At 72.6% G+C, this 24,933-nt stretch carries 14 protein-coding genes and 1 pseudogene; 8 read left to right on the top strand and 7 right to left on the bottom strand.

The window, feature by feature from the left end; genetic code table 11:
- Window positions 1–290: 290 nt before the first annotated feature.
- The 3 genes from BCD48_RS00075 (at window position 291) to BCD48_RS56285 (ending at window position 4,776) form a co-directional block, all read left to right on the top strand.
- Complete coding sequence (locus tag BCD48_RS00075; protein WP_071046142.1) at window positions 291–3,650, top strand: ABC transporter permease subunit; 3,360 nt, start codon at window positions 291–293, stop codon at window positions 3,648–3,650.
- 56 nt (window positions 3,651–3,706) lie between these two features.
- Window positions 3,707–4,402 carry an ABC transporter ATP-binding protein gene (locus BCD48_RS00070; protein ID WP_071046197.1) on the top strand — a complete coding sequence of 232 codons (696 nt, stop codon included), beginning with the start codon at window positions 3,707–3,709 and terminating at the stop codon, window positions 4,400–4,402.
- Between the two features lie 101 nt (window positions 4,403–4,503).
- Window positions 4,504–4,776, top strand: coding sequence for a class II aldolase/adducin family protein (locus BCD48_RS56285; protein ID WP_071046141.1), 273 nt, complete (start codon window positions 4,504–4,506; stop codon window positions 4,774–4,776).
- A gap of 95 nt (window positions 4,777–4,871) precedes the next feature.
- Here BCD48_RS56285 and BCD48_RS00060 read toward each other — a convergent pair whose 3' ends face one another.
- Entirely contained in the window at window positions 4,872–5,957 is a 1,086-nt protein-coding gene (locus BCD48_RS00060; protein WP_083417951.1) for a LacI family DNA-binding transcriptional regulator, read from the bottom strand.
- A gap of 42 nt (window positions 5,958–5,999) precedes the next feature.
- Window positions 6,000–7,076 (bottom strand): S-methyl-5-thioribose-1-phosphate isomerase, encoded by a 1,077-nt coding sequence (gene mtnA, locus BCD48_RS00055; protein WP_241841396.1) that lies wholly within the window; start codon window positions 7,074–7,076, stop codon window positions 6,000–6,002.
- A 447-nt stretch (window positions 7,077–7,523) separates the two neighbouring features.
- On the opposite strand from mtnA, the pseudogene BCD48_RS45140 reads away from it, so the two are divergent.
- The 5 genes and pseudogenes from BCD48_RS45140 to BCD48_RS00030 form a co-directional block, all read left to right on the top strand.
- Window positions 7,524–7,730, top strand: a pseudogene (locus BCD48_RS45140) (acireductone synthase); the annotation flags it as partial.
- 268 nt (window positions 7,731–7,998) lie between these two features.
- Window positions 7,999–8,658, top strand: coding sequence for a peroxiredoxin (locus BCD48_RS00050; protein ID WP_071046140.1), 660 nt, complete (start codon window positions 7,999–8,001; stop codon window positions 8,656–8,658).
- Between the two features lie 557 nt (window positions 8,659–9,215).
- Window positions 9,216–10,736, top strand: coding sequence for an NAD(P)/FAD-dependent oxidoreductase (locus BCD48_RS00045; protein WP_083417950.1), 1,521 nt, complete (start codon window positions 9,216–9,218; stop codon window positions 10,734–10,736).
- 521 nt (window positions 10,737–11,257) lie between these two features.
- On the top strand, window positions 11,258–15,568 hold the full coding sequence (gene hrpA / locus BCD48_RS00035; protein ID WP_083417948.1) for an ATP-dependent RNA helicase HrpA: 4,311 nt from the start codon (window positions 11,258–11,260) through the stop codon (window positions 15,566–15,568).
- Between the two features lie 297 nt (window positions 15,569–15,865).
- Complete coding sequence (locus BCD48_RS00030) at window positions 15,866–17,089, top strand: ATP-binding protein (RefSeq protein WP_071046137.1); 1,224 nt, start codon at window positions 15,866–15,868, stop codon at window positions 17,087–17,089.
- A gap of 84 nt (window positions 17,090–17,173) precedes the next feature.
- Here the strand turns inward: BCD48_RS00030 and BCD48_RS00025 are convergent, their stop codons facing one another.
- The 5 genes from BCD48_RS00025 to BCD48_RS00005 form a co-directional block, all read right to left on the bottom strand.
- Window positions 17,174–17,920, bottom strand: a complete 747-nt coding sequence (locus BCD48_RS00025) for a DUF4386 domain-containing protein (RefSeq protein WP_071046136.1) — start codon at window positions 17,918–17,920, stop codon at window positions 17,174–17,176.
- A 1-nt stretch (window position 17,921) separates the two neighbouring features.
- A complete protein-coding gene (locus BCD48_RS00020; protein ID WP_071046135.1) occupies window positions 17,922–18,212 on the bottom strand; it encodes a DUF8691 family protein in 291 nt (96 codons plus the stop codon).
- Between the two features lie 131 nt (window positions 18,213–18,343).
- Complete coding sequence (locus BCD48_RS00015; protein ID WP_071046134.1) at window positions 18,344–21,112, bottom strand: winged helix-turn-helix domain-containing protein; 2,769 nt, start codon at window positions 21,110–21,112, stop codon at window positions 18,344–18,346.
- 333 nt (window positions 21,113–21,445) lie between these two features.
- The gene (locus tag BCD48_RS00010) at window positions 21,446–23,062 is read right to left on the bottom strand and encodes a succinic semialdehyde dehydrogenase (RefSeq protein ID WP_071046133.1); all 1,617 of its coding nucleotides are present in this window, start codon (window positions 23,060–23,062) and stop codon (window positions 21,446–21,448) included.
- 220 nt (window positions 23,063–23,282) lie between these two features.
- Window positions 23,283–24,488 carry a CaiB/BaiF CoA transferase family protein gene (locus tag BCD48_RS00005; RefSeq protein ID WP_071046132.1) on the bottom strand — a complete coding sequence of 402 codons (1,206 nt, stop codon included), beginning with the start codon at window positions 24,486–24,488 and terminating at the stop codon, window positions 23,283–23,285.
- Window positions 24,489–24,933 lie beyond the last annotated feature (445 nt).

The following is a 24,933-nucleotide window of genomic DNA, read 5'->3' as shown; positions in this document are numbered from 1 at the left end:
TTCCCGCGCGCGGCGGCGGCTGCCGGAGGCCATTGAGGATCTTGGCTGAAGGTCGTGGGACCATGTTGTTCTCGTGCAACCGGACACCGATGGAGACCCGGTCGAAGGTTGTGCGACCATGTCGTACTCGCGGGACCGGGCGCCGCAAGAGGCGCGGTCGTGCGGGGCATTGTGGGAGCCGTGGGCTTCTCGACACAGAAATGCGGCGGAGGCGCTGGTTTGCTGGCCATGACGCGTCGTCGGTTCCCGGCGTGCCGGTACCGCGTTTCCGGTAGTGAAGGTGGGCCACGGTGAACGACGCGATCGGCTACGCACTGCTCGGCCTGGGCACCGGCGGCCTGTACGCGCTGATGACGGCCGGGATCGTGGTGGTCCAGCGCGGCGCGGGCGTGCTTAACCTCGCTCACGGCGCGCTGCTGGCCTGGGCGGCATACTCGTTCCACGGCGTCGCCGAGGTGTGGGGCCTGCCTGTCTGGCTCGCCGCGTTCGCCGCCGTCGTCTCGACGGCGCTCATCGGCCTGATTTTCCACCTTCTGGTGATGCGCCCGATGCGCGACGGCTCGGCGCTGACCAGGGTGATGGCCACGCTCGGGCTGCTGATCATCCTGCAGTCGGCGCTCACGCTGATGTACGGCACGCCGGTCCGTACCGCGCCGACCGTGCTGCCGACAGGCAAGGTGACGCTCGCCGGCATGCCGGTCGGCTGGGACGTCTTCGTCCGGCTCGGTGTCGTCGCGGCGGTCCTCGTGGCGCTGTGGGCGCTGTTCCGGCATACCACGATCGGGCTCGCGGCCACGGCCGTCACCGAGAACCCGCGGGCGGCCGCGACGTTCGGCTGGTCGCCCGACCTGGTCGCCGCCGGGGCCTGGACGCTCGGGGCCGCGCTCGCGGGTCTCGCCGGTGTGCTGCTCGCCCCGCTGCAGATGCCGCTGTCGGCGCCGAACCTGATGCTGCTGATCGTGCCGGTGCTCGCGATCGGCCTGCTGGCCGGGTTCCGCTCGTTGCCGGCCGTGTTCGTCGCCTCGCTCGTGCTCGCGGTCGTCGAGGTGGAGACGCAGGTTCAGCTGATCACCCGGCATCCGGCCTGGCGCGGTGTCGACCGGGCGATCCCACTGATCGTGATCGTCTTCTACCTGGCGATCCGAGGCCGGCACATCCCCGACCGGGGGCACGTGAGCGAGCGGCTCCCGGCGCTGGGCAGCGGCCGAATCCACTGGCCGGCGCTCGTGCTGACCGTCACCGCCGCGATCTGCCTGGTCTGGTACGCCCTGCCGGTGGACTGGGTGAACGCGCTGAACGCCAACGCGCTGTGGGCGATCCTCATCCTCTCGGTCGTCGTGCTGGTCGGCTTCACCGGTCAGCTCTCGCTTGCCCAGCTCGCCTTCGCCGGGGTGGCCGCGCTGATCGCCGGCCGGCTCGTGGCGGTCCACGGCTGGCCGCTGGAGGCGGCGCTCGCGCTCGGCATCCTCGGGACGTCGGCGCTCGGGGTGCTGTTCGCGCTGCCCGCGCTGCGCACCCGTGGCCTGCAGCTCGCCGTCGTCACCCTCGGCCTTGGCGCGGCCGCGGACGCGATCCTCTTCCAGCGCGGCTACCACACGCCGCCGCCGCCCGGCTCGGTCGCGGCGGCGCTCGGCGAGCTCGGCCAGACGGAGGGCACCGCCGTCGGGCACGCGCGGCTGTTCGGTGTCCGCCTGGACACGGTCGTGGCGCCGCGAGCGTTCGCGACGCTCGTCGTCATCTCGTTCGTCGTCCTCGCGGTCGCGGTGGCGAACCTGCGCCGCGGGCGAGCGGGCCGGCGGCTTATCGCGGTGCGGACCAACGAGCGCGCCGCGGCGGCGCTCGGGATCAGCGTCGTCGGCGCGAAGCTCTACGCGTTCGCGCTGTCGGCCGCGATCGCCGGGTTCGGCGGCGTGCTCTATGCCTTCTATCTCTATGGCTCGCGCGGCAACATCGACTACGGCGGCATAACGTTCTCGCCGTTCAGCTCGATCCTGCTGATCGCGTTCGCGGTGCTCGGCGGTGTCGGCTGGGTCAGCGGCGCGTTCGCCGGCGCCGCCTGGGCGGCGGGCACGCTCGGTACCCGGTTCGGGGCGTGGCTCGGGAAGCTGCTGACCGATGTGGCGGCGTTCGCCAGGACGATGATCGTCCTGCTGGGCGCGGTGGTCGGCTTCGGCGTCGGTGCTGGCGCCGGCTCCCGCCGGCCGCGCGGCGCGGCGCCGGACGCGGCTGACGGCGAGGCGGCCGGCGCGGACGAGGCGGCTGGCACGGCTGGCATGGACGACGCGGCCACGCCGGGGGCCGACGGGCGGGCAGGTGCCGGCCGGCCGGCCTCGGCGCGGCCGGCCATCCGGCGGCTCTGGCCGTGGGCGGGCGCGGTGGTGCTCGCGGCTGTCGCGCTCGGGGTCAGCGGCTGGGTGCTCGACTGGCTGACCCAGCTCGACCGGTACGTGCCGCTGATCGGCGGCGTCGTCCTCGTCGCCATCCTGGCCACCTCCGGCGGCGGGATGGCGCCGGGCAACGCGGCCCTGGCCAGCGCCGTGGCCGCCCGCTGCACGCCGCCGTCGAGGAGGGCGGCGCGCGCGGCGCGCGAGCGCCGCCGGCTCGCCCAGCTGCTGGCCGGCCCGGCGGGTGTCGAGCCAGCCGTGGCACCGGGTGTGCCGGACGCCGCCACTGTCGTGGCGCCCGCCGAGCCGCCCGCCGCCACCACAACCACCACCACCGGCGGCGCGGCCGGCGCGGCCGCGGGCGCGCGCGCCGCGAGGCTTGCCGCGCTCGCGGGCGGCGTGGGGGTGATCCGGCCGGCGACGCTGTCGATCTGGGGGCTGACGGTCCGATTCGGCGCCGTCACCGCCGTGGACGACGTGAGCCTGCGGGTCACGCCCGGCCAGATCGTCGGCCTGATCGGCCCGAACGGCGCCGGCAAGACCACCGTGATCGACGCGATCACCGGCTACACCCCAGCCAGAGCACGGCAGCTGACGCTCGGCGAGCACCGGCTCGACCGGCTGCCCGCGCACCGGCGGGCGCGGCGCGGCGTCCAGCGCTCGTTCCAGAACCTCGAGCTCTTCGAGGACCTGACCGTGCTGGAGAACATCGAAGCCGCGAGTGACCCGCGAGACCTGCGCGCTTACCTGACGAACCTGTTCTGGCCGCGCACGAGCGTGCTGCCGCCGGCGGCGCGCGCGGCCATCGAGGCATTCGGGCTGGCCGGCGACCTCACCCGCACCGTCACCGAGCTGCCCTACGGCCGGCGCCGGCTGCTCGCGATCGCGCGGGCGGTCGCCGCCCGCCCATCGGTGCTGCTGCTCGACGAGCCCTGCGCCGGGCTGGACGAGCACGAGAGCGCCGAGGTCGCGGCCCTGCTGCGCCGGCTCGCCGACGAGTGGGGCCTGGGCATCCTGCTGAACGAGCACGACATGGACGTCGTCATGTCCGTCTGCGACCGGGTCGTCGTCCTCGACGCCGGCAAGACCATCGCCGAGGGCACCCCCGCGCAGGTCCGTGACGACCCGATGGTGCAGCTGGCCTACCTCGGGGAGAAGGTCACCGTCCCGCCCAGGCGGCGCGCTCCCGCCCAGCGGCCGCTGGCCGAGCGCGCCAGCGAGCCGGGCCTGGCCGGCGAGCCGGTGGCGCCGGGGGCCGCCCGATGAGCGCGAAGGCAGGTGTGGTCAGGCAGCTGGCCGGGCGTGGCCGCCGGGCGCGGCCGATGCTCGTCAGGCCTCCGGTGCTCGCGGCACACGGGCTGTCGGCCGGCTACGGCGGGGCGCCCGTCGTCCGTGGGCTCGACATCCAGGTGCGCGCGGGCGAGGTCGTCGTCCTGCTCGGGCCGAACGGCGCGGGGAAGACGACGACGCTGCTCACGCTCGCCGGGGCGCTCGCGCCGCACGCGGGCGAGGTGCACTGGGCGGGCAGCCCGACGACGGCGCCGCTGCACCGGCGCGCCCGCTCCGGGCTGAGCCTCGTCCCCGAGGACCGCTCTGTGATCATGAGTCTGACCGTGCGCGAGAACCTGCGCGTCGGTCGCTGCGACCCCGCGCTGGCGCTCGCGACGTTCCCCGAACTGGAGCAGCACCTCGACCGCAAGGCCGGCCTGCTCTCCGGCGGTCAGCAGCAGATGGTGACCCTCGCCAGGGCGTTGGCTCGCCGACCGACCGCGCTGCTCGCCGACGAGCTCTCGCTGGGGCTCGCCCCCCAGATCGTCACCCGGCTGCTGACCGCGGTGCGCGCCGCCGCCGACGAGGGCCTGGCCGTGCTGCTCGTCGAGCAGCACGTCCGCAGCGCCCTGACGATCGCTGACCAGGTCCACGTCCTGCGCCACGGCCGGCTCGCCTGGTCGGGCACGGCGGCCGAGGCCGAGGCCAACCGCGACGCCGTCGCCAGCGCCTACCTGCCGCTGGCCTGACCAGACCAGATCATGGCTGCCTGACCCGCCGACGGCGCCAGCGAGAATGCCGTACGGCGTTGCCTTGTCGGACACCAGGACCGCCTCGGACGGTTGTGCCAGTGTCGAGGCGTGACCGATGGGGGACGACGCCGCGCGGGACGGCGGGGCATGAGGAACGCCTCGCCGCCGAGGCGGCGGCGCTGGTCGCCGAGGCGGCGCGGTTCGCCGGGCTCGGCTGGATGCGCGCGACCTCCGGGAACCTGTCCGTCGTGCTCGGCCGGGAACCGCTGCGGCTCGCCGTCACCGGCTCCGGTGGCGACAAGGGCGAGCTGACCGTGCGGGACATCGTCGAGGCCGTCGACTGGCTCTGCGCCCTGGTCTCGAGGGTCTGACCCTTCGGTCACCTGACCCTCCGGTCGCCTGCCGTGCCGAGACTCGCGGCTGGTCACCGGGCTTCCGGGTGGGATGACGCGGAGGCGTGGCCGTGCTAGGTGGTCAACGTGGTGATTCCGACCTCGGCGGGCGGCAGTGTGCGTTGTTCCGCGTGGGTGTCGCCGGAGGCGACCATCCGCAGGGCGCTCGCCGCGATGCCGGGCACCGGGCTGCGCACGGCCGCGTACGCGTGCCGCCGCGCGCCCGGTGGCGCCGGGTCGTCGTCGAACCCGACGATCGCCACGTCGTCGCCGAGGCGCAGCCCACACTCGCGGCACACCTCGACGACCGCCGTGGCCAGCCCGTCGTGGGCGGCGAAGATCGCGTCCGGTGCGCCGGCGGACTCGAACGCGGCACCGAGCGCCGCGGCGGCGTCCGGCACTCCGAGCCGGGAACGTACCAGCCTGCGCGGCTGACCGAGTGCGGCCTGGTGGCTGAGGTAGGCCTCGGTCCGTTCCCGTACGCACGGCAGGTCGTCCGGGCCCGCGACCAGCGTGATGCGCCGCCGGCCGAGCCCGGTCAGGTGCGTGAGCGCGGCCCGCGACGCGCGCGGGTTGTCGACGTCGACCGCCGCGACGTCCGGCGAGCAGACCCCGAGCGTGACAGTGCGGCGCAGTACCTGGCGCGGCAGCGCCGCGAGTGCCCCACGGCTGGGGTTGATGACGATGAGGCCGGCGAGCGCGCGGTCGGCGGCGAGGTCCCGCAACCCGGCGCCGTCCCCATGCTCCAGCCTGTGCAGGAAGACACCGAGGCCCGCCGTGCCGGCCTCCTGCGCGGCGGCGTAGGCGACGGTGCCGAAGAACCGGTCCTCCTCCGGGCACCAGGGATGCGAGATCGCCACGATGGCGACCCGGTCGCCCCGCCCACCGGCGAGCGCGCGAGCGGCCAGGCTCGGCACGAAGCCGAGCTCGTCGGCCGCGGCGAGCACCCGGCTCCTGGTCGCCGGGATGACGTGGGTGCTGCCGTTGAGGACACGGGAGACGGTCGCGCGCGACACCCCCGCGAGCGCGGCGACGTCCTCGATGGTGTGGCGTCGTACCGAACCGTCGGCTCGCGGCGTGCCGTCACCGGCCGACTGGTCAGCGACCCGGCCGACGGCGGATCCGGACCGCCCGTCGACCGCCCGTTCGGTATGCCTCATGACCACCAGTGTCGGACGATCGCGCGGACTGGTCCAGCACGGTCAGTGCCGGTGGACCGGGCCGTGCTCGGTGACGAGGGCGCTGACCAGGGTCGCGGGGGTGACGTCGAAAGCCGGGTTGTGGGCGCGGGCGCCGGGCGGGGCGACGCGGCGGGCGGCCCAGGCCAGCACCTCGTCGTCGCCGCGCTGCTCGATCGGGATGCCGGCGCCGCTGGGCAGGTCCTCGTCCACGGTCGACGCCGAGGCGGCGACGACGAACGGGATGCCGGCGTGCGCGCAGGCCAGCGCCACGCCGAGGGTGCCGACCTTGTTCGCGACATCGCCGTTCACCGCGATGCGGTCGGCGCCGACGATGGCCACGTCGACGAGGCCGCCGACGATCGTGCCGGCCGCCGCGCCGTCCACCTGCACCCGGTAGTCGATGCCGGCCTGGGCCAGCTCCCAGGCGGTGAGCCGGCTGCCCTGCAGCAACGGCCGGGTCTCGTCGACGTAGACCAGCTCGACCCGGCCGCGGGCGTGCAGCTCGCGGATGATCCCGAGGGCGGTGCCCCAGGCGGCGGTGGCCAGCGCGCCGGTGTTGCAGTGGGTGAGAACGCGCAGCGGACGGTCGCCAAGGCGGCCGATGATCCAGTCGGCGCCGTGGCGGCCGATCGCCCGGTTCACCCGCTCGTCGGCCTCGGCGAGCGCACGCCCGACCGCGACGACGGCGTCCAGGCCGTCGTCGACGACGGCATAGGCGGCGTCGACGCCCTGCGCGAGCGCGAGCGCCGTCGGCTTGGCGGCGTGCAGTCGGCCGACGGCGGCGGTGAACGTGGAGCCGTCCCAGCCTTCACGCGCCGCCTGCACGATCGCGAGGGCGACGCCGTAGGCACCAGCGATCCCGAGCGCGGGCGCGCCGCGGACGGCGAGCCGGCGGATGGCGGCCACCAGGTCGTCGACCCGGTGGATATCGACGTCCGCGAGACGGTCCGGCAACAGGGTCTGATCCAGCAGGCGGACGGATGCGCCCGTCCAGGCGACCGGGCGCGGGCTCGCCTCCCGCGCCGCCGCGGCGGCCGCCTCCGGCGGTGTCGTCGACTGCCGCGCCGGCCGCGGCCGCGGCGCGGATGGCCGCGGCAAGGGCTGGACAGACCGCGACGATGGGGATGGCGCGTGCGACAGTGCGGAGAGGTCGGGAGACGGCGGTGGCCAACGGTGCGGTGGCCGGGGGGCTGGCCGCGGCGGAGGCCAGCTGGAGCCGGCCAGCGGTGCGGACCCGCTCGGGTCTGGGTCTGGCGGCTCCGACATGCCGGCACTATGCGGATCGTGCCCGGCCCCGGTCAAGCGGGTAGTGCCGATGCCACGGCGTTGTCACCGGGACGTCACGATGGTGCCCGCTCCTTGACTCGGGTTTTCCGTCGGTCGGACGATCAGCGGGTCCCGTCTGGGGGACGGTGGCTCGGATCGAGGAGGCACGGATGACCGCTCTGACGACCTGGCCGGCGGACGACCCGACGACGGTGGCCCTGGCGACCACCAACGCGGCGCTGATCGGTTCCTTCCTCGGCGGGCGCGAAGAGCGACCCCGCCTCCTACGCGCGGATAGCCGCCACACTCGGAGTCGAGCCGGCCCGCCTCCTCTTCCTCACCGACCGCCCCAGCGAGCTGGACGCGGCCGGCGCCGCGGGCTGGACCACGATCGGCGTCGCCCGTCCCGGGGAGCCGTACGCGCACGCGCTCGGCGCCTATCCGCATGTCGACTCGTTTGCCGCCGTGGAGCTCACCGTGGCCTGAGAGCGGGCGGCACTGACCAAGGAGTTGCCGGCCGCTCGAACCGCGCGCCGAGGTCAATACGGCCGGGAACGCCGCGGCGCGGTTCGAGGTGGTAGCGGCGCCGTAGGAGAGGGCGCGGTAGCCGTTCTGGGTGGCCCGCTCTCGGCCGCGGGCAGTCGCTGTGTCAGGAGGCCGCTCAGGGATCGGCGCGTCCGTAGAGTCGCCACTGACCCCGACAGACCCGGACGCCGTGCGCGCCGGACCTCCTTGTAGATAGACGGAGACAACGATGACTCTGACGATTGGTGACACCGCGCCCGACTTCGTGGCCGCGACCACGGAGGGCCCGATCTCCTTCCACGACTGGATCGGCGACTCCTGGGCCGTGCTCTTCTCGCACCCCAAGAACTTCACGCCCATCTGCACGACCGAGCTCGGCTACGTCGCCTCGATCAAGCCCGAGTTCGACCGCCGCGGCGTGAAGATCATCGGCCTGTCGGTCGACCCGGTCGAGCTGCACGAGGGCTGGGCCAAGGACATCGAGGAGACGCAGGGCACCGCGCCCAACTACCCGCTGATCGGGGACGCCGACTTCACGATCTCGAAGGCTTACGGCATGTTGGGCGCGGACGTCAGCGGCGACCCATCCGACCGCACGGCCGCGGACAACCAGACCGTGCGCAACGTGTTCGTCGTCGGGCCGGACAAGAAGATCAAGCTCATCCTGGTGTACCCGATGACGACCGGCCGCAACTTCGACGAGGTCCTGCGGGTGATCGATTCGCTGCAGCTCACGGCGAAGCACAAGGTGGCCACGCCGGTGAACTGGAAGCAGGGCGAGGACGTCGTGATCGCCGGCTCGGTCAACAACGACCAGGCCAAGGAGCTCTTCGGCAGCTGGGAGGCGCCGAAGCCCTACCTGCGCATCGTCCCGCAGCCGGGCGCCTGACCGGCGGCACCCGGTCGCGCTCGGCGTCCGGCGTCGGTCGACCTGGCACCCGGGGGCGCCGGGTCGACCGACGCGGGAGCCGCGGCGCCACCCGGTGGCGCCGCGGGCGCGGCCATGCCGTCGAGAGGCAGCCCGGCCGGGCGGCTTTGACCTGGCCGTTCCCATTGCCTTCCGGCCCTCGTCCCGCGCGGGCGATGGCCAGGGGCGGCCCGGCGGCCGAAGGCGTCGGCGAAGCCTGGCCGACGTGTGCGCCGCGGAATAGACGTTGTCTGGTTCTGCTTGGAAAGAGAGTAATTGCGGCGGTTTCTCCGGCGACTGGCGGCCACCGGTGGGTGGCGGGTCGGCGAGGTGATCGGGACCGTTCGGAGGTCGTGATACGGCCGACATTCCCCCGGGTGTGATTTCTGCTACAGGGTCGCCTGGCGTATGCGAGCGGCCCGCGGGTTGAAGCTCACTCCGGTGCGGCTGCCACTCTTCGGCGTTCTTGTGAGATGGTCTTGTGGAACGGAGGAAACCGCGCTCGCCCGAGTGGATGAGTGGATGAGTGGAGAGGAATTGTGACCGCGAACACTGTTACCACCAGTGGTACCGATGTCGGCGCGACCGAGGGTGGTGTCTACCGGCACCGCGTCCTGGTCATTGGCTCCGGGTTCGGTGGACTGTTCGCCGCCCAGGCGCTTCGCAGCGCGTGGGCTGACGTCACGATAGTCGCGAAGACATCCCACCACCTCTTCCAGCCGCTGCTCTACCAGGTCGCGACCGGGATCCTCTCGGAGGGGGAGATCGCCCCGTCGACCCGTGAGGTGCTGCGCCGTCAGCGCAACGCCCGGGTCGTGCTCGGTGAGGTCACCAACATCGACCTCGAGGCGAGGACCGTCACGTCGGAACTGGTCGGCCGCACGGCCGTGCACCACTACGACAGCCTGATTGTCGCCGCCGGCGCCGGGCAGTCGTATTTCGGTAACGACCAGTTCGCCGAGCACGCGCCCGGGATGAAGAGCATCGACGACGCCCTCGAGCTGCGCGGCCGCATTCTCGGCATGTTCGAGCTGGCGGAGGCGTCCACCGACGAGGCGGATATTGAGCGGCTGCTCACCTTCGTCGTTGTCGGCGCCGGCCCGACCGGTGTGGAGATGGCCGGCCAGATCGCCGAGCTCGCGCACCGGACCCTCCGTAAGGATTTCCGCCACATCGACCCGCGCAAGGCGCGGATTGTGCTTCTCGATGCGGCTCCCGTCGTGCTTCCCGCCTTCGGTGACAAGCTCGGCGGTTACGCCGCCGAGCGGCTGGAGAAGCTGGGCGTCGAGGTTCAGCTCGGCGCGATGGTGACCGACGTCGACGGGACTGGTATCGAGGTCAAGGAGGCCGACGGCACCAGGCGGCGCATCGAGTCGGTCTGCAAGGTGTGGGCGGCCGGAGTGCAGGCGAGCCCGCTGGGCAGGCAGCTCGCCGAGCAGAGTGGCGCGGGACTTGACCGCGCCGGCCGGGTCGAGGTCGAACCGGACCTGACCCTGCCCGGCCACCCGGAGGTGTATGTCATCGGCGACATGATGTCGCTGAACCGGCTGCCGGGAGTGGCCCAGGTCGCCATCCAGGGCGGCCGGCACGCGGCGCGGGACATCCGGGCCCGGATCGAGGGCCGGCAGTCCGGCAAGCTGTTCAAGTACCACGACAAGGGCAGCATGGCGACGATCTCGCGGTTCAGCGCCGTTGCCAGCATCGGCAGGCTGAAGCTCACCGGCTTCCTGGCATGGCTGATGTGGCTGGCTGTGCACCTCGTCTACATCATCGGCTTCAAGCACCGCGTGACGACGCTGCTGCACTGGGCCGTCAGCTTCGTCGGCCGGGGCCGCTCGGAGCGGACCGTGACACATCAGCAGATCTTTGCCAGGACGGCGATCAGCCGCCTCGGGGACGACTTCTCGCCGTCGCTGCCACCGGACCCCGACGCCCGGCCGTCCTGGCGGGGGAACGGCGCGGCGCCTCTCGTGCCCAGCCCGGTCGCCAGGCCGGCGACGGTTACCGAGGCGACGGCCGCTGAGATGAGGCTGGAGCCTGCCGCCTCCGGCGTTGCCTGACCGGCGTCGCGTGACCGGCGTCGCGTGACCGGCGTGGCCGGGCGCTGGGGCGCCCGGCCGTCGGGCGCCGAGCGCGCCTCCCAGTCCGCGGGGGCTCGATATTGGCTTGCGGCGGCGGCGCGGCGGGAATATCCATGGTGGACGCATGCGTCTGACATGCGGGGCGGGGGCGCCGCATGATGCGTCGCGAGTCGCCCGCCGTGACCGCCTTGGCGTAGCCGGGCTGTGAGACCCTCGATTGCCGCTGTAAACCCTGCTCAGGAAACATGGACTCCGCTCGCGCCGTGACGTTGCCGCACGCCCAGCAGCCGGTCGAATCGCTGACCGGCAGTGCCGTCGACCCCGCCGCCGCCCAGACGGACCGGCCGGCCGCTTCGGCGGCTTCGGCCACGGGCGGCCGTGGAGGGCCGGAGCGGGCTGGTCGTCCGGGCCGGAGGCGCCGGCCGGGAGCGTCGGGTCGCTCGGGCGGTGACGCGGCCGGTGGCGGCCGTGGCGATGGTGGGGCGTCGGGACGCGGGCCGGTGGGGAAGCAGCGCGACGGCGGCCGGCCCGTTGACCTCGGGCCGGCCGAGCGGGCGGAGCTCGCGCGGCTGTCGGCGCGGCTGCCGGCGCTGATGCCGCGCGACGGGCACCGGCTGGCGCGGCGCCTCGACGCCGTCCGCCACGATCTGGACGCCGAGGCGCGGGCCCGCGCGGTCGGTGAGATCGCCGGCGAGGTCGAGACGGCGGAGATTCGCGTCGCGTTGCGCCGCGACGCCGTGCCGGCGCTGAAGTACCCGGACGAACTGCCGGTCAGCCAGCGCAGGGGCGAGATCCTCGCGGCGATCCGCGACAACCAGGTCGTCATCGTGGCCGGCGAGACCGGCTCGGGCAAGACGACGCAGATCCCGAAGATCTGCCTTGAGCTCGGCCGCGGTGTCACCGGGATGATCGGGCACACCCAGCCGCGGCGGCTGGCCGCCCGCACCGTCGCCGACCGGATCGCCGAGGAGACGGGCGCCCAGGGGCCGGGTACAGAGCGCCTGGGCGGGATCATCGGTTACCAGGTGCGGTTCACCGAAAAGGTCGGCGAGGACACGCTGGTCAAGCTGATGACCGACGGCATCCTGCTCGCCGAGCTGACCACGGACCGACTGCTGCGCCAGTACGACACGCTCATCATCGACGAGGCGCACGAGCGCAGCCTCAACATCGACTTCATCCTCGGCTACCTGCACCGGATCCTGCCGCGCCGGCCGGACCTGAAGGTCGTCATCACCTCGGCGACGATCGAGACGGAGCGGTTCTCCCGGCACTTCGGCGACGCGCCGATCATCGAGGTGTCCGGCCGGACCTATCCGGTCGAGGTCCGCTACCGGCCCGTCATCGACCCGGACGACCCGGACGCCGATCCCGACCGGGACGTAGTCACCGCGATCTGCGACGCCGTCGACGAACTGTCGGACGAAGGGCCCGGCGACATCCTCGTCTTCCTCTCCGGGGAGCGGGAGATCCGTGACACCGCGGACGCGCTGGGCCGCCGGCCGAGCAGGGAGCTACTGCCCCGGGAGATCCTGCCGCTGTACGCGCGGCTGTCCGCCGCCGAGCAGCACCGGGTGTTCCAGTCGCATCAGGGCCGGCGGATCGTGCTCGCGACGAATGTCGCCGAGACGTCGTTGACCGTCCCGGGAATCAAGTACGTCATCGACGCCGGCACGGCCCGGATCTCCCGGTACAGCCACCGGCTGAAGGTGCAGCGGCTGCCGATCGAGCCGGTGTCGCGGGCGTCGGCGAACCAGCGGGCCGGACGCTGCGGACGGACGTCCGCCGGCATCTGCGTCCGCCTCTACTCGGAGGAGGACTTCGAGACCCGGCCGGAATACACCGACCCGGAGATCCTGCGCACCAACCTCGCGTCGGTGATTCTGTCGATGTCGTCGCTGGGGCTTGGCGAGGTCGCGGACTTCCCGTTCCTCGACCCGCCCGACCCTCGCCAGGTCACCGACGGCATGGCGCTGCTCCATGAACTTGGCGCGTTCGAGTCGCCGCGACGGCTGCCCACTCCGGCGAAACCGGCCGCCGACGCCGAGACCGGCGCGCCCGACGCCGGCGACGCCGGCCGTGGGGCCGCCTCAGGTGGCGGACCGGACGGCGGACCGGGTGGCGGGGACGAGGCGCGCGGCGGTGGTGAGCGCACGCCGAGGCTGACGCCGCTCGGACGCCGGCTCGCCCGGCTGCCGATCGACCCGCGGCTGGCCCGCATGATCGTCGCGGCGGAGGAGCAGGGCGCGCTCGCCGAGGTGCTCATCATCGCCGCGGCCCTGGCCGTCGGGGACGTGCGCGAGCGCCCGCCCGACGCCCAGCAGGCGGCGGCGGAGAAACACGCCCGGTTCACCGAGCCGACGTCGGACTTCCTCGGCTACCTGAACCTGTGGAACTACCTGCGGGAGAAAGCCGCGGAACTGTCGTCCAACCAGTTCCGCAAGCTGTGCCGTACCGAGTTCCTGCACTACCTGCGGGTACGGGAATGGCAGGACGTCCACGGCCAGCTGCGCCAGTCGGCCCGCTCACTGGGCCTGTCGACGAACGCCACCCCGGCGAGCCCCCAGCAGGTGCACGCCGCGCTGCTCACCGGCCTGCTGTCGCACGTCGGCCTGTTCGACCCGGAGAAGCGGGACTACTTGGGCGCGCGCGGCGCCCGGTTCGCCGTCTTCCCCGGCTCGGCGCTCTTCAAGAAGCCGCCGCGCTGGGTGGTCGCCGCCGAGCTGGTCGAGACGTCGCGGCTGTGGGGCCGGGTCGCGGCCAAGATCGAGCCTGAGTGGGTCGAGCCGCTCGCGGGGCACCTGGTCCGCCGTTCCCACAGCGAGCCGCGCTGGTCGCGCCGGGCCGCCGCCGTCGTCGCCACCGAGAAGGTGACGTTGTACGGCGTGCCGATCGTGGCCGCGCGGACGGTCAACTACGGCGCGATCGATCCCGTTCTCTGCCGGGAGCTGTTCATCCGGCACGCCCTCGTCGAGGGCGACTGGGAGACGCGGCACGCGTTCTTCACCGAGAACCGGCGGCTGCTCGCGGACGCCGAGGAGCTCGAGCACCGCGCCCGCCGTCGCGACATCGTCGTCGACGACCAGACGATCTTCGACTTCTACGACGCGCGCATACCCGCGGACGTCGTCTCGGGCCGCCATTTCGACGCCTGGTGGAAGAAGACCCGTCCGCGTACGCCCGACCTGCTCGTCCTGGACCCGGAGATGCTCGTCAACCCGGGCGCGACGGGCGTGAGCGCCGCGGACTTCCCGGATTTCTGGCCCGGCCGGCCCGGGGACGAGCACCGGATCGCGCTGACCTACCAGTTCGAGCCCGGCTCGGCCGCCGACGGCGTGACGGCGCACATCCCACTCGCGATCCTCAACCAGATCGAGCCGGATGGTTTCGACTGGCAAGTGCCCGGGCTGCGCGAGGACCTCGTCACCGAGCTGATCCGCTCGTTGCCGAAGGCGCTGCGGCGCAGCTTCGTCCCCGCGCCCAACTACGCGCGCGCGGTGCTGGACCGCGTCGGCCCGGCCGACGGCCCGCTGCTCGCCGTCGTCGAACGCGAGCTGAACCGGATCGGCGGCGGCACGACCGTCTCCCGCACGGACTGGGACCTGAGCCGGCTGCCGCCGCACCTGAGGATCACGTTCCGCGTCTACGACGGCCAGAAGCAGCGTGACGGGCGTGACGGGCGTGATGGGCACGCCGAGCGGCCGTCCGGGGCGCTCGCCGAGGGCAAGGACCTCGACGAGCTCAAGCGCCAGCTGGCGCCGAAGCTGACGGCGGCGGTGTCGGCCGCCGGCGGAAGCCTGGAACGGAACGGCCTGACCGGCTGGGGCGACCTGGGCACGATCCCGCGCACCGTCGAGCGCAGGTCCGGGCGTCACGTGGTCCGCGGCTACCCCACGCTGGTGGCCGAGCCTTCCGGGGGTGCCGCGCTGCGAGTGCTGGCGACCGAGGCCGAGCAGAGCCGGGCCCATCCCGTCGGTACCAGGGCCCTGCTTCTCGCGTCGGTGGCGTCACCGGTGCGGTATATCAACACCCAGCTCTCGAACGCGTCGAAGCTGGCCCTGCGCCATCATCCGCACGCGAGCGTCGGCGAGCTGCTCGACGACGCGGTCGCCGCGGCCGCCGACGCGCTGATCGCCGAGGCGGGCGGCCCGGTGTGGGACGAGGCCGGGTTCGAACGGCTACGAGACGCGGTCCGCGCCGACCTGCCCGAGCGCTCCCTTGACGTCGTCCGGTCCGTCGAACGGGTTCTCATCCTCGCCAACGACGTGAAGACGAGGACGGAGGCGCTGGCGGGCGGTTCGCCAGCGGGCGGTTCGTCAATGGGTCGCCCAGCGGGCCGCCCCGTCCAGGTCAAGGACCTGCGGTCGCTGTCCTCGGCGTTCGCCGCCGCCCAGGGCGGCGTCGGTACGCGGACCGCCGTCAAGCTCACCCCGGCGCTCACCGCGAGCCTCGACGACCTGCGCCGCCAGCTCGCCGCGCTCGTCTACCCGGGCTTCGTCACGGCCACCGGCGCCGACCGTCTCGACGACCTGGCGCGCTACCTGACCGGCGCCCTGCGCCGCCTGGACCGTCTCCCCGCCGACGTGGCCAGCGAGCAGCCCAAGCTGGCCACGATCGCCCGTGTCCACGCCGCCTACGACGAACTGGCGGTGGACCTCCTCCCGCCGGGCACCCCGCCCGGCCCCGACCTGCGGCGCATCCGCTGGATGATCGAGGAGCTCCGCGTCAGCCTCTTCGCCCAGACGCTGCGCACCCCCTATCCGGTCTCCGAAGAGCGTCTCTACCGCGCTATGGACGACCTCGCCCCCTGACTCACACCTGCTGATGTCAGCCCGCCACGCCGGCAGACCGACCGCGTCCCCTGCGGCAAACTGACCGTGATCATGACGGCAGATTGACCGTGTAGGATGCGGCAGACTGACCGTGATCATGACGGCAGATTGACCGTGTCAGGTCTGGTGGCCGGCCATGCCAATGCCGACGGCCACCTGTCGATCAGGTGATGATCGCTGCGGGGGCTTCCGGTGCGGTGGGCCTCTTGGCGAGGGGAGCGCGCAGTGGTGCCAGGGCAGCGGAGTCTTGACCTCTTTCCGAGACATGCGACGGCGATGGTGTCGGAGGCACTCGCTGACACGCGTGTGGTCGTCATCAACGGGGCGCGGCAGGTCGGTAAGAGCACGCTTGCCGAGATCGTGGTCGACGCCCGCGACGACACGCGGACCTACTACCTGGATGACGACCTGGCAAGGACCGCCGCCGCCGCCGACCCAGCCAGCTTCGTCGACTTCGCGGGCCTGCTGGTCATCGACGAGATCCAGCGGGCGCCGGACCTCCTGCTGGCGATCAAGCACAAGGTCGACCGGGACCCACGTCCCGGCCGTTTCCTGCTCACCGGTTCGGCGCGGCTGTGGGGACTGAAGGGGATCCCGGACATTCTTCCCGGCCGGTCGGAGACCGTGGCGCTCTGGCCACTGGCCCAGGGCGAGATCGACGGCGGCTTCGATGGATTCGTCGATGCCGTGTTCGAGTCGGACGAGCCGGTTCTGGCGCGCGGCACGCTGGGCCGCACCGACTACATAGCGTTGGCGCTGCGAGGCGGGTTTCCCGAGGCCGTGCATCGCGTGGACACCCGCCGGCGGGCGAGGTTCTTCGACTCCTACATCTCTGATCTCATCGAGCGCGACATCCGGCAGATATCCGAGATCGAACGCACGGAGGAGCTGCGCCAGCTTGTCAAGGCCCTGGCGGCGACCGCTGGCGGACTCCTGGTCCCAGCCCGGCTGAGCAGTGACCTATCCCTGCCCGCGACCACGGTGCGGCGGCATCTGGCGGCGCTGGAGCTGGCCTGTGTGATCGAGCGGATACCGGCCTGGTCCAACAACCTGACGACGCGAGCTGTCGGAACGCCGAAGGTCATATTCGTGGACTCCGGCCTGGCGGGGCACCTGATGTCCATGTCGTTGCGGCGCGCGTCGTACCCGACAGCCAACGTAGGGCCGCTGATCGAGAACTTCGTGCTCGGCGAGCTGGCGCGGCAGCTGACCTGGGCGCAGGCGCGGGTCTCGCTGTTCCACTATCGCGACCGTGACCGCAACGAGGTCGACGCCGTGTTGGAACGAGGCTCCGGGGAGGTCGTCGGTGTCGAGGTTAAGGCGGCGGCGACGGTGCGCGCCGAGGACTTCCGCGGGCTGCGCCGACTGCAGGAGCAGATCGGTGACCGTTTCCAGGCCGGCTACGTGCTGTACGCCGGCCCCGAGGTCTTCCATTTTGGCCCTCGCCTGCGGGCGGCGCCGATCTCGTCTCTCTGGACGACGCCGGCACCGGAGGCCTGAGGGCGACCGGTCTCACCGCCGACGCACCACTCGGGCGCGCGGCGCAGTGTCAGATACTGCGGCGCGCGCCCGTGGGCAGGCTGGCTACGCCACAGCGGGGACGGCGGCCGAGAGGATGGGCGAGGGCCTGAAGCCTCTGACAATCATCCAGACGCCGACCGCGAGCTCCCACGCCGCCACGGGGACGGTCGCGAGGCCCGACCAGACCGAGTCGACCGCGGTCAGGCCGAACAGGGTCGCGAGGTGGGCGGCGAGGAGCAACGGAGCTCCGATGAGCCCGATCGTCGGGATGGCGCGCGGCACGAGCCTGGACTGGTAGAGGAGCGAGCCGAGCAGCAGGGCGTTCAGGCTCGGGACGATGCCGGGGCCGAGCAGGAACGTCCAGTCCCGCACCGCGACGAGGGATCGGTCGGCGGTCACGAGGGTGGCTGTGTCGGCATTCGCGGTGCCGGCCAGGTCCTGCCGCAGGGTGACGACGGCCAGGAGGCAGACGACGCCGATCATGATGATGGCGGCCTCGAGCACCCGAGTGGTCACGAACCCCAGCGACAGGGTCTCGTTCTGTCGCCTGACCACGGGGAACAACGCGACGGCCGTGCCGACGCAGGCGGCGGCGCTGATCATGTCCAGGAGACAGCCCAGGATCACGCGGGTGTCCTCGCCGGCGCCGATGATGTAGTCCGGGTTGTCCAGCACCGGCTGAATCAGGAACAACGCGGGGATCGAGGCGATGAAGGTGATGAGGTAGAAGGCGCCCGCGACGAACGCGGTTTTCCTCGCCCGGCTCATCGGGACGCGCGCCGTGGGACGGTCCTGGACGGTGGTCGTCATGTCATTCTCCAGCATGCGGATCATCGGGGATCGGTGGCGGAGGCGTCGGCGGAGCCAAGCCGACCTGGGTGACGCAGAGCAGCGGCAGTCCGGCGTCGCGCACCTTGCGCAGCAGGCCGTGCAGCGCGGCCTGGTCCACGGCCGGGCCGCGCAGCACGGTGGTGCCGTCGCTCATCGCCGTCAGCGTCAGGTCGCCGAACCAGGCGGCCCAACGGGGGCTGAGATGTCCGTCGACGCGGATCTCGTACCGGTGGGGGCCGTGGCCCGGCCGGTCGGGTGGTGGGTCGCTCATGGTGCTCCTCCTGCCCTGCCCGCCCGGTGGGTCCGCCGGTGTGCGGACCTTCGGGATGACGGCAAGGGCAAGGTAGGAAGCGATGTGGTGAGCGGACATCACCACAAGTGGTGAGCGGCCTGGTGATCCGCCTACGGCAGGCCGAGCTCTCCGGCCCGGCGTACCGCCTCGCGCCGGCTGCTGACGCCGAGCTTGGCGTAGATGTTCTTTGTGTGCGTCCGCAGCGTGTTCAGGGATACGAACAGCTGGCGCGCGATGGCCGGCCCGTCGAGGTCGGTCCCGAGCATCCGGAGCACGTCCCGCTCGCGCTCGCTCAGCGGTTCGAGGAGGCCCTGCACGCGGTGTGTGGCCTGATTGGCGGAGGTATTCCCGCGGTCGCCGACGGAGCTGGTTCCGTCGGCGCGCTCGCGGGCGGCCAGGAGGCGACGAACGTACGTCGATGAAGCCCGCGACGGTGCGATGGCCCTCAGCAGAGTGGTCATGGATGGTCCCTCGTCGGTGAACACGCGCACGTAGCCCGCTGGTTCGGCGAGGGAAAGCGCGTGTCCCAGCGTCTCGAGCGCGGCGGGGGTGTTGCCGCGTGCATGGTGGGCGAGTGCCTGAAGGACCAGGATCTCGATGGCGCTTCCGCCTCTCCCGCCCTCTTGGGCCGCCGTCAGCAGGCGTTCCAGGAGCCGGGTCGCCCCGTCAAGGGAAACCTCTGAACGGTCGGCCGCATACTGCGCCAGCAGCACCCTGGCCAGCGTGATGTGCTCGTACTCGCGCAGGTAGGACAGGTCGTCGTCGGCGGAAAGGTGCTGATCGCGCGTCCAGCTGAGAGCCTCGCCCACCTGGCCGTGGGCGGCGAGCATGCGCGCATGCAAGGCCGGGATGGGCCGCACGTTCGGGGAGAGGTCGCCCGTGTACACACGCTGTGCCTCGTCGAGCAGCTGGAGCGCGCCGCCCAGGTCTCCGCGGGCCTCCCGGATCCGGGCCATCGCGACTCGCCACCGGTAGGCGTTCTGCGGCAGCCCGGCGTGCTCTCCAATCTCGCGGCTGCGCGAAAGGTGCGCGGCGGCCGTGTCCAGGTCGTCGCGCTCGTGGGCGATCTGGCTCATCCCCACGTACATGTCCGCCGTTCCTCGCGGCTCTGGGCCGGCATCGGCGGCGGCGAGCCGCAGTGCCTCCTGGTAGGTGCGCAGCGCCTCGTCGAGGCGACCCTGCGCGATTCGGATGTCCGCCAACGTGATCGAACAGCCGAGCACGTCGGAGACGTGTCCGACCCGCCGCAACCCCTGGATGGACGCGGAGTAGGCCGCGTGCGCGGCGCCCAGGTCGCCGCCGCCCCAGAACGTGAGTCCCGAGAGAGCCGACGCCGCGGACCGGGTCAGATGGTCGTCGTCGGCCGACCGCTCGATCGCCGACTGGGCGTGCCTGACGGTGGCGACCGCGTCGCCCCGCGCCAGTTCCAGCGCCGCACGGTACAGCTGGATCGTCCCCGGAAGGCGGGCAAGCTCCTGCTCGTCGAGGACGACCATCCCTGCTGCCGGGGCTGGCGCAGGGGCTCCGCTGAGGTCGGTGGTGGGTTCCTCCAGCCATTGCTCGGCGTCCCGGAGTCGTTCTTCGACGCCTTCGAACTCGCCTGTCATCATTAGCGCCCCGGCGAAACCGGCGGCGAGCACCGGCCTGACGCGAACCACCGCGTCGGGGACGGCGTCGATCCAGCCACGAATCGCGCCCTCCTGCCTGTTCCGGCGGAGAGCGGGAATGGCCAGCTCGATCAGACCCGCCGCGTGTTCGACGTCGCCGGCGGCCAGGGAGTGGCGGACCGCCGGCAACGGCTCCCCGTTCTGGTCGTACCACCGGCTCGCGCGCAGATGCAGGTCAGGAAGGTCGTCGCGTCGTTCATCCCTTAGATGGGTCCGCAGGACGTCCGCGAAGAGGTGGTGGTAGCGATACCACTGCCGGTTGTCGTCGAGCGGGATCACGAAAAGGTTGGCGCGCTCCAGCGACTCGAGCATGGCTCTGCCGTCGTTCCGCGCGGTGACGGCGTCGCACAGTGGCCCGGTCAGCCGGTCCAGCACGGAGGTTTGGAGCAGGAATTCCCGGATATGGTCCGGCTGGCGCCGCAGGACCTCCTCGACGAGGTAGTCGACGATGTACCGGTTGTCGCCCGTGAAACCAGCGATGAAGCCGGCGACGTCGGCTCGTCCCCGCAGCGAGAGCGCGGCCAGCTGGAGTGCGGCAGCCCATCCCTCGGTGCGACCCTCCAGGGCCGCGAGGTCCTTCTTGGCGAGATTCAGCCCGCTGGCCTCGTTGAAGTAGGCCGCGACCTCGTCCAGGGTGAAGCGCAGGTTGGCGGCGCGTATCTCGACCAGCTCGCCGCGTGCGCGTAACCGGGCCAGGGGCAGTGCGGGGTCGGCCCGGGTGCTGATCAGCAGGTGCACCTGGGGTGGGAGGTGCTCCAGCAGGAACGTCATGCCGGCCTGGATGCCGGGCCCGTCGACCAGGTGGTAGTCGTCCAGGACGACGTGAATGTCGTCCGGCACGGCGCTCAGCTCGTTGATCACGGTGGACAGGACTGCCTCGACCGGCGGCTGGGCCGTCTGCATGAGCGGGAGCACGCCGGCGCCGAGGCCCGGTACGGCCCTCTGCAGGGCGGTGAGCACGTAGGTCCAGAACGGGGTGGGCTGGCCGTCGCTCTCGTCGAGGGACAGCCACGCCACAGGCCGCCGGTCCGCCGCCGCGTCCGCCAGCCACTGGGCCAGCAGCGTCGTCTTTCCGAAGCCGGCGGGGGCGGACAGGAGCGTCAGCCTCGTCTGGGCCCCACGGTTCAGGCGCTCGCTCAGCCGGTGGCGGACCACGGTGCCGCGCCGGGGCCTGGGGATGAAGAGCTTGGTCTCGACCAGCGGGCCCGCCATGGCAGCGCTCTCCTCGTGGGGCACGCGGTGGGGACGTGCGCGACAGCGGGGCACGCGGCCGTACCCCATCGCATTCTCGTCCCGTGTGCTCCCGCGAGGGCGCGCGGTGGCCACTTTCACGATCGGCGGGACGAAGGCAGTCGACCGAGGGGCCGTCCCTGTCGAGGCAGGAAGTAGCGCCGAGCCACCTACCGCGACAGCGGCTGGTCGAGGCGGCGGGTTCCATCCGTGGCGCCCGGCTCGTCACGGTCCCGGTGGGCCACCGGGTGCACAGCCGTGGCCCGGAGCAGTTCCTGGCCGAGGTCGTGCCCTTCCTGACTCAGCGCCCTCGTCTCAGCGGATGTGGAGGCGCTTGAGGGCGGTGAGGGTGTGGGTGAGGACCGTGGCGTAGCGGTCGGGGCCGAGGAAACGGGGCGGGTCGAAACCGAGGAGATGCTGGCTCGCGACGGTCTGAGGCTCGGTGAGTTTGAGCAGGCCCTCGTCGCCGTGGCGCCGGCCGAGACCGGAGGCCTTCATGCCGCCCATGGGCGCCCCCTGCGACCCGTAGGCCGACGCGTAGCCCTCGTTGATGTTGACCGTGCCGGCGTCGATGCGCGCCGCGACCGCTCGGGCGCGGCCGGCGTCGCGGCTCCACACGCTGGCGTTCAGGCCGTACTCGGTGTCGTTGGCCGCGGCGACCGCGGCGTCGTCACCGTCCACCGGGTAGATCGCCACGACCGGCCCGAACGTCTCGTCGCGGTAGAGGGCCATGTCGGGGGTGACGTCGGTGAGCACCGTCGGTTCGTGGAACAGCGGACCCAGGTCGGGGCGCGGCTTGCCGCCGGCGAGCACCGTCGCTCCCCTGGAGACCGCGTCGTCGACGTGCGCGCGGACGGCGTCGAGCTGGCGCTGGTAGGTGAGCGAGCCCATGTCGGTCGTGTAGTCGAGGGTGGCGCCGAGCCGGAGCCGGTTGACCTCACCCGCGAACGCCCGCACGAACGCGTCGTGGACCGAACGGTCGACGTAGATCCGTTCGATGGAGACGCACAGCTGCCCCGCGTTGTTGAAGCAGGCCCGGACGGCCCCTCTGGCCGCCTTGTCGACGTCGGCGTCAGCGAGCACGACCATCGGGTTCTTCCCGCCGAGCTCGAGGGAGCACCCGATCAGCCGCTGGCCGGCGCGCGCGGCGATCGTCCGGCCGGCGGTGGTCGAACCGGTGAACGCGATGAAGTTCGCGCCGTCGACCAGCGGGTCGCCGATGGCGTCCCGGCCGCCCAGCACCACCTGCCACAGGTCGGACGGCAGGCCGGCCTCGATCGCCAGCTCGCGCAGCCAGAGCGCGGACAGCGCCGTCTGCGTGTCCGGCTTCTGCACGACCGCGTTGCCCGCGACCAGGGCCGGCAGGACGTCGTCGGACAGCGCCAGCGGGTAGTTCCACGGGGTGATCACGCAGACGACGCCCTTCGGGCGGCGTGACTCTACGGCCCGCGTCAGCACAGGGAAGGCGCCGGATCGGCGGTGCGGCGCGAGCAGCCTGGGGGCCCGGCGGCTGAAGTGCTGGGCACAGGCGGCGACCTCGAGTACCTCCTCGAACGCGTGCCCACGCGCCTTGCCGGTCTCCCACTGCAGGATGTCGAGCACCTCGTCCCGCCGGCTCAGGACCAGATCGTGCAGCTGGGCGAGGACGGCGGACCGGTCGCGGACAGGCGTGGCGGCCCATGCGGCCTGCGCCGCCCGCGCCGCGGCGTAGGCGGCCTGGACGTCGTCGGCGGTCGACCGCGGCAACGAGACCAGTGGTTCGCCGGTGAACGGCGCGGTGACCGTCGTTGGCTCGCCGGTGGCGGTCACGCCTGAGACCAGCCGCGCCAGCAGCGCCGCGTCGAGCCGGCGCCCCGGCCCGGTGGCCGCGCCGGGGGCGGCGGGCGTGGGCGTCGCGGTGGGGGAGGCGCCTACGGGCGTCGTCGCGGTCATCGCGTTCCTCCTGGCACGGACTGCGGGCGGCCGAGGGTTGGCCCGGCCGGCCGGGCCTTCGACCGGTAAACCCAGCTTTGTCCTGGCCACGCCGGCCGTCGCTCTACCGAACGGTAGCCACGCTACGCCGCCGCCGTCGCCCGGATGCCCGATCAGCGGGCTTGCGCGCCGGTCCGCACCCAGTAACCAGCAGAGGCGGCCGGCGCCTGGCGGCGGCCGGTCAGTCGGCCAGGCGGACGACACCGTCCGTCGCGAGGCGGGCCACCTCGTCGTGCCCATAGCCGAGCTCGGCCAGCACCTCGCCCGAGTGCTCGCCGATTCCCGGCGCCGGGCGGCGGATGGCGGGCTGGGCGTCGTCGAACTGGACGGGGGCGGCGGCCAGGCGCAGGCCGGGAACCGTCGGATGCGGCATCAGGTAGCCGTTGGCGGCGACCGCCGGGTCGGCCACGGCCTCGGGCGGGTCGGCGAAGACGGAGAAGATGCAGCCCTCGGCGCGCAGCCGGTCGGAGAGCTCGGCGCGGGCGAAACCGGCGACCGCGGCACGGAACCGTTCCCGCAGCGCCGGCCAGGCCGGGCGGCGGGCGGCGTCGTCGGGGTAGTCGTCGATCAGCTCCGGCAGGCCGACCGCCCGACATGCCTGCGCCCAGTAGCGGTCGTCGTCCAGCATGATCAGCTGGAGGTAGCGGCCGTCGCGGGTCCGGTAGGCAAAGGTCAGCGGGCTGCGCGGGCGGTCCTTGCCGGAGTCCATCATCCGGCCGGTGACCGACGCGTAGGCCAGGTCGGGTCCGAGCGCCCAGGCGGCGGCGCCGAGCAGCGAGGTGTCGACGACGACACCCTGCCCGGTCCGCAGGGTGTGCACGAGCGCCGCGCAGATGCCGCCGGCGAGGAACATCCCCGACGGGATGTCGCCGAGCGCGGGCCGCTGGTCGATGGGCTCCTGCGCGCCGTCCGGGGTCAGCGTGTGGGCCACCGCGCCGCGGGCCCAGTAGGAGACGCCGTCGAAGCCCCCCGACTCGGCGTCCGGTCCCGCCTGGCCGTAGCCGTGGCCCTTCGCGAAGACCAGCCGCGGGTTGACGGCGAACAGGTCGGCGGGCTCGGTGCGCAGCTTGCGGCGTACCCGGGGCAGCTGGTTGGTGATGTAGACGTCGGCCCACTGGACCAGCCGTTCGAGCACCTCGCGGCCGGCCGGCACCGTCACGTCCAACGCGATGCTGCGCTTGTTGCGGTTGACCAGGTCGTACATGTACTCGACGCCGTCCGCGGACGGCACCAGCTGGTTCGGATGCACCAGCCGCATCGGGTCGCCGGTCGGCCGTTCGATCTTGATGACGTCGGCGCCGAAGTCCGCGAGCGCGGCGGCGGCCGACGGCACGAACCCGTGCTCGGAGAAGTCCAGCACCTTGATGCCCGCCAGCGGGAACGTCACCAGCCCACCTTCCATGCCTCGCCGGCGGAGCGCGGCGCCACCGGCGGGCGACAGTGCACGGATGACAGTGCACGGATGACAGATAGATGCTTTATCTGTCGTTGATGCCCGTAGGCAATCAGAGTTGGTGACGACCGGCAACCAGCGCACTGGACTGGCTGGCTGGCCGGGCGCACCGGGCTGGCCGGGCTGACGGGCCACCGACCGACATCCCATGGGCTCGGATGTCCAGCCGCGCGGCGGCCCGCGACGCCGTCCCAGCGACCAGTAAGCGCACCTCGGCCACACCTGGTAACAGCGCATCGGCGCACCGCCAACCCAGCCACCTCGTCAGCCCGGTCCAAGCCCCACCACCGCCATATGCCAGGACCCGGAACCACCTAGGGAGGGCGCTCAGCGCCCGACACGGGGCGAGCGCGCCCAGCGCCTCGCCCCGACACGGGGG

It is taken from the genome of Pseudofrankia coriaricola (genome assembly GCF_001854805.1).
Classification (GTDB): domain Bacteria; phylum Actinomycetota; class Actinomycetes; order Frankiales; family Frankiaceae; genus Pseudofrankia.
The sequence above is the reverse complement of the archived record's forward strand: the minus strand, read 5'-3'. Positions and strand labels throughout refer to the sequence as shown.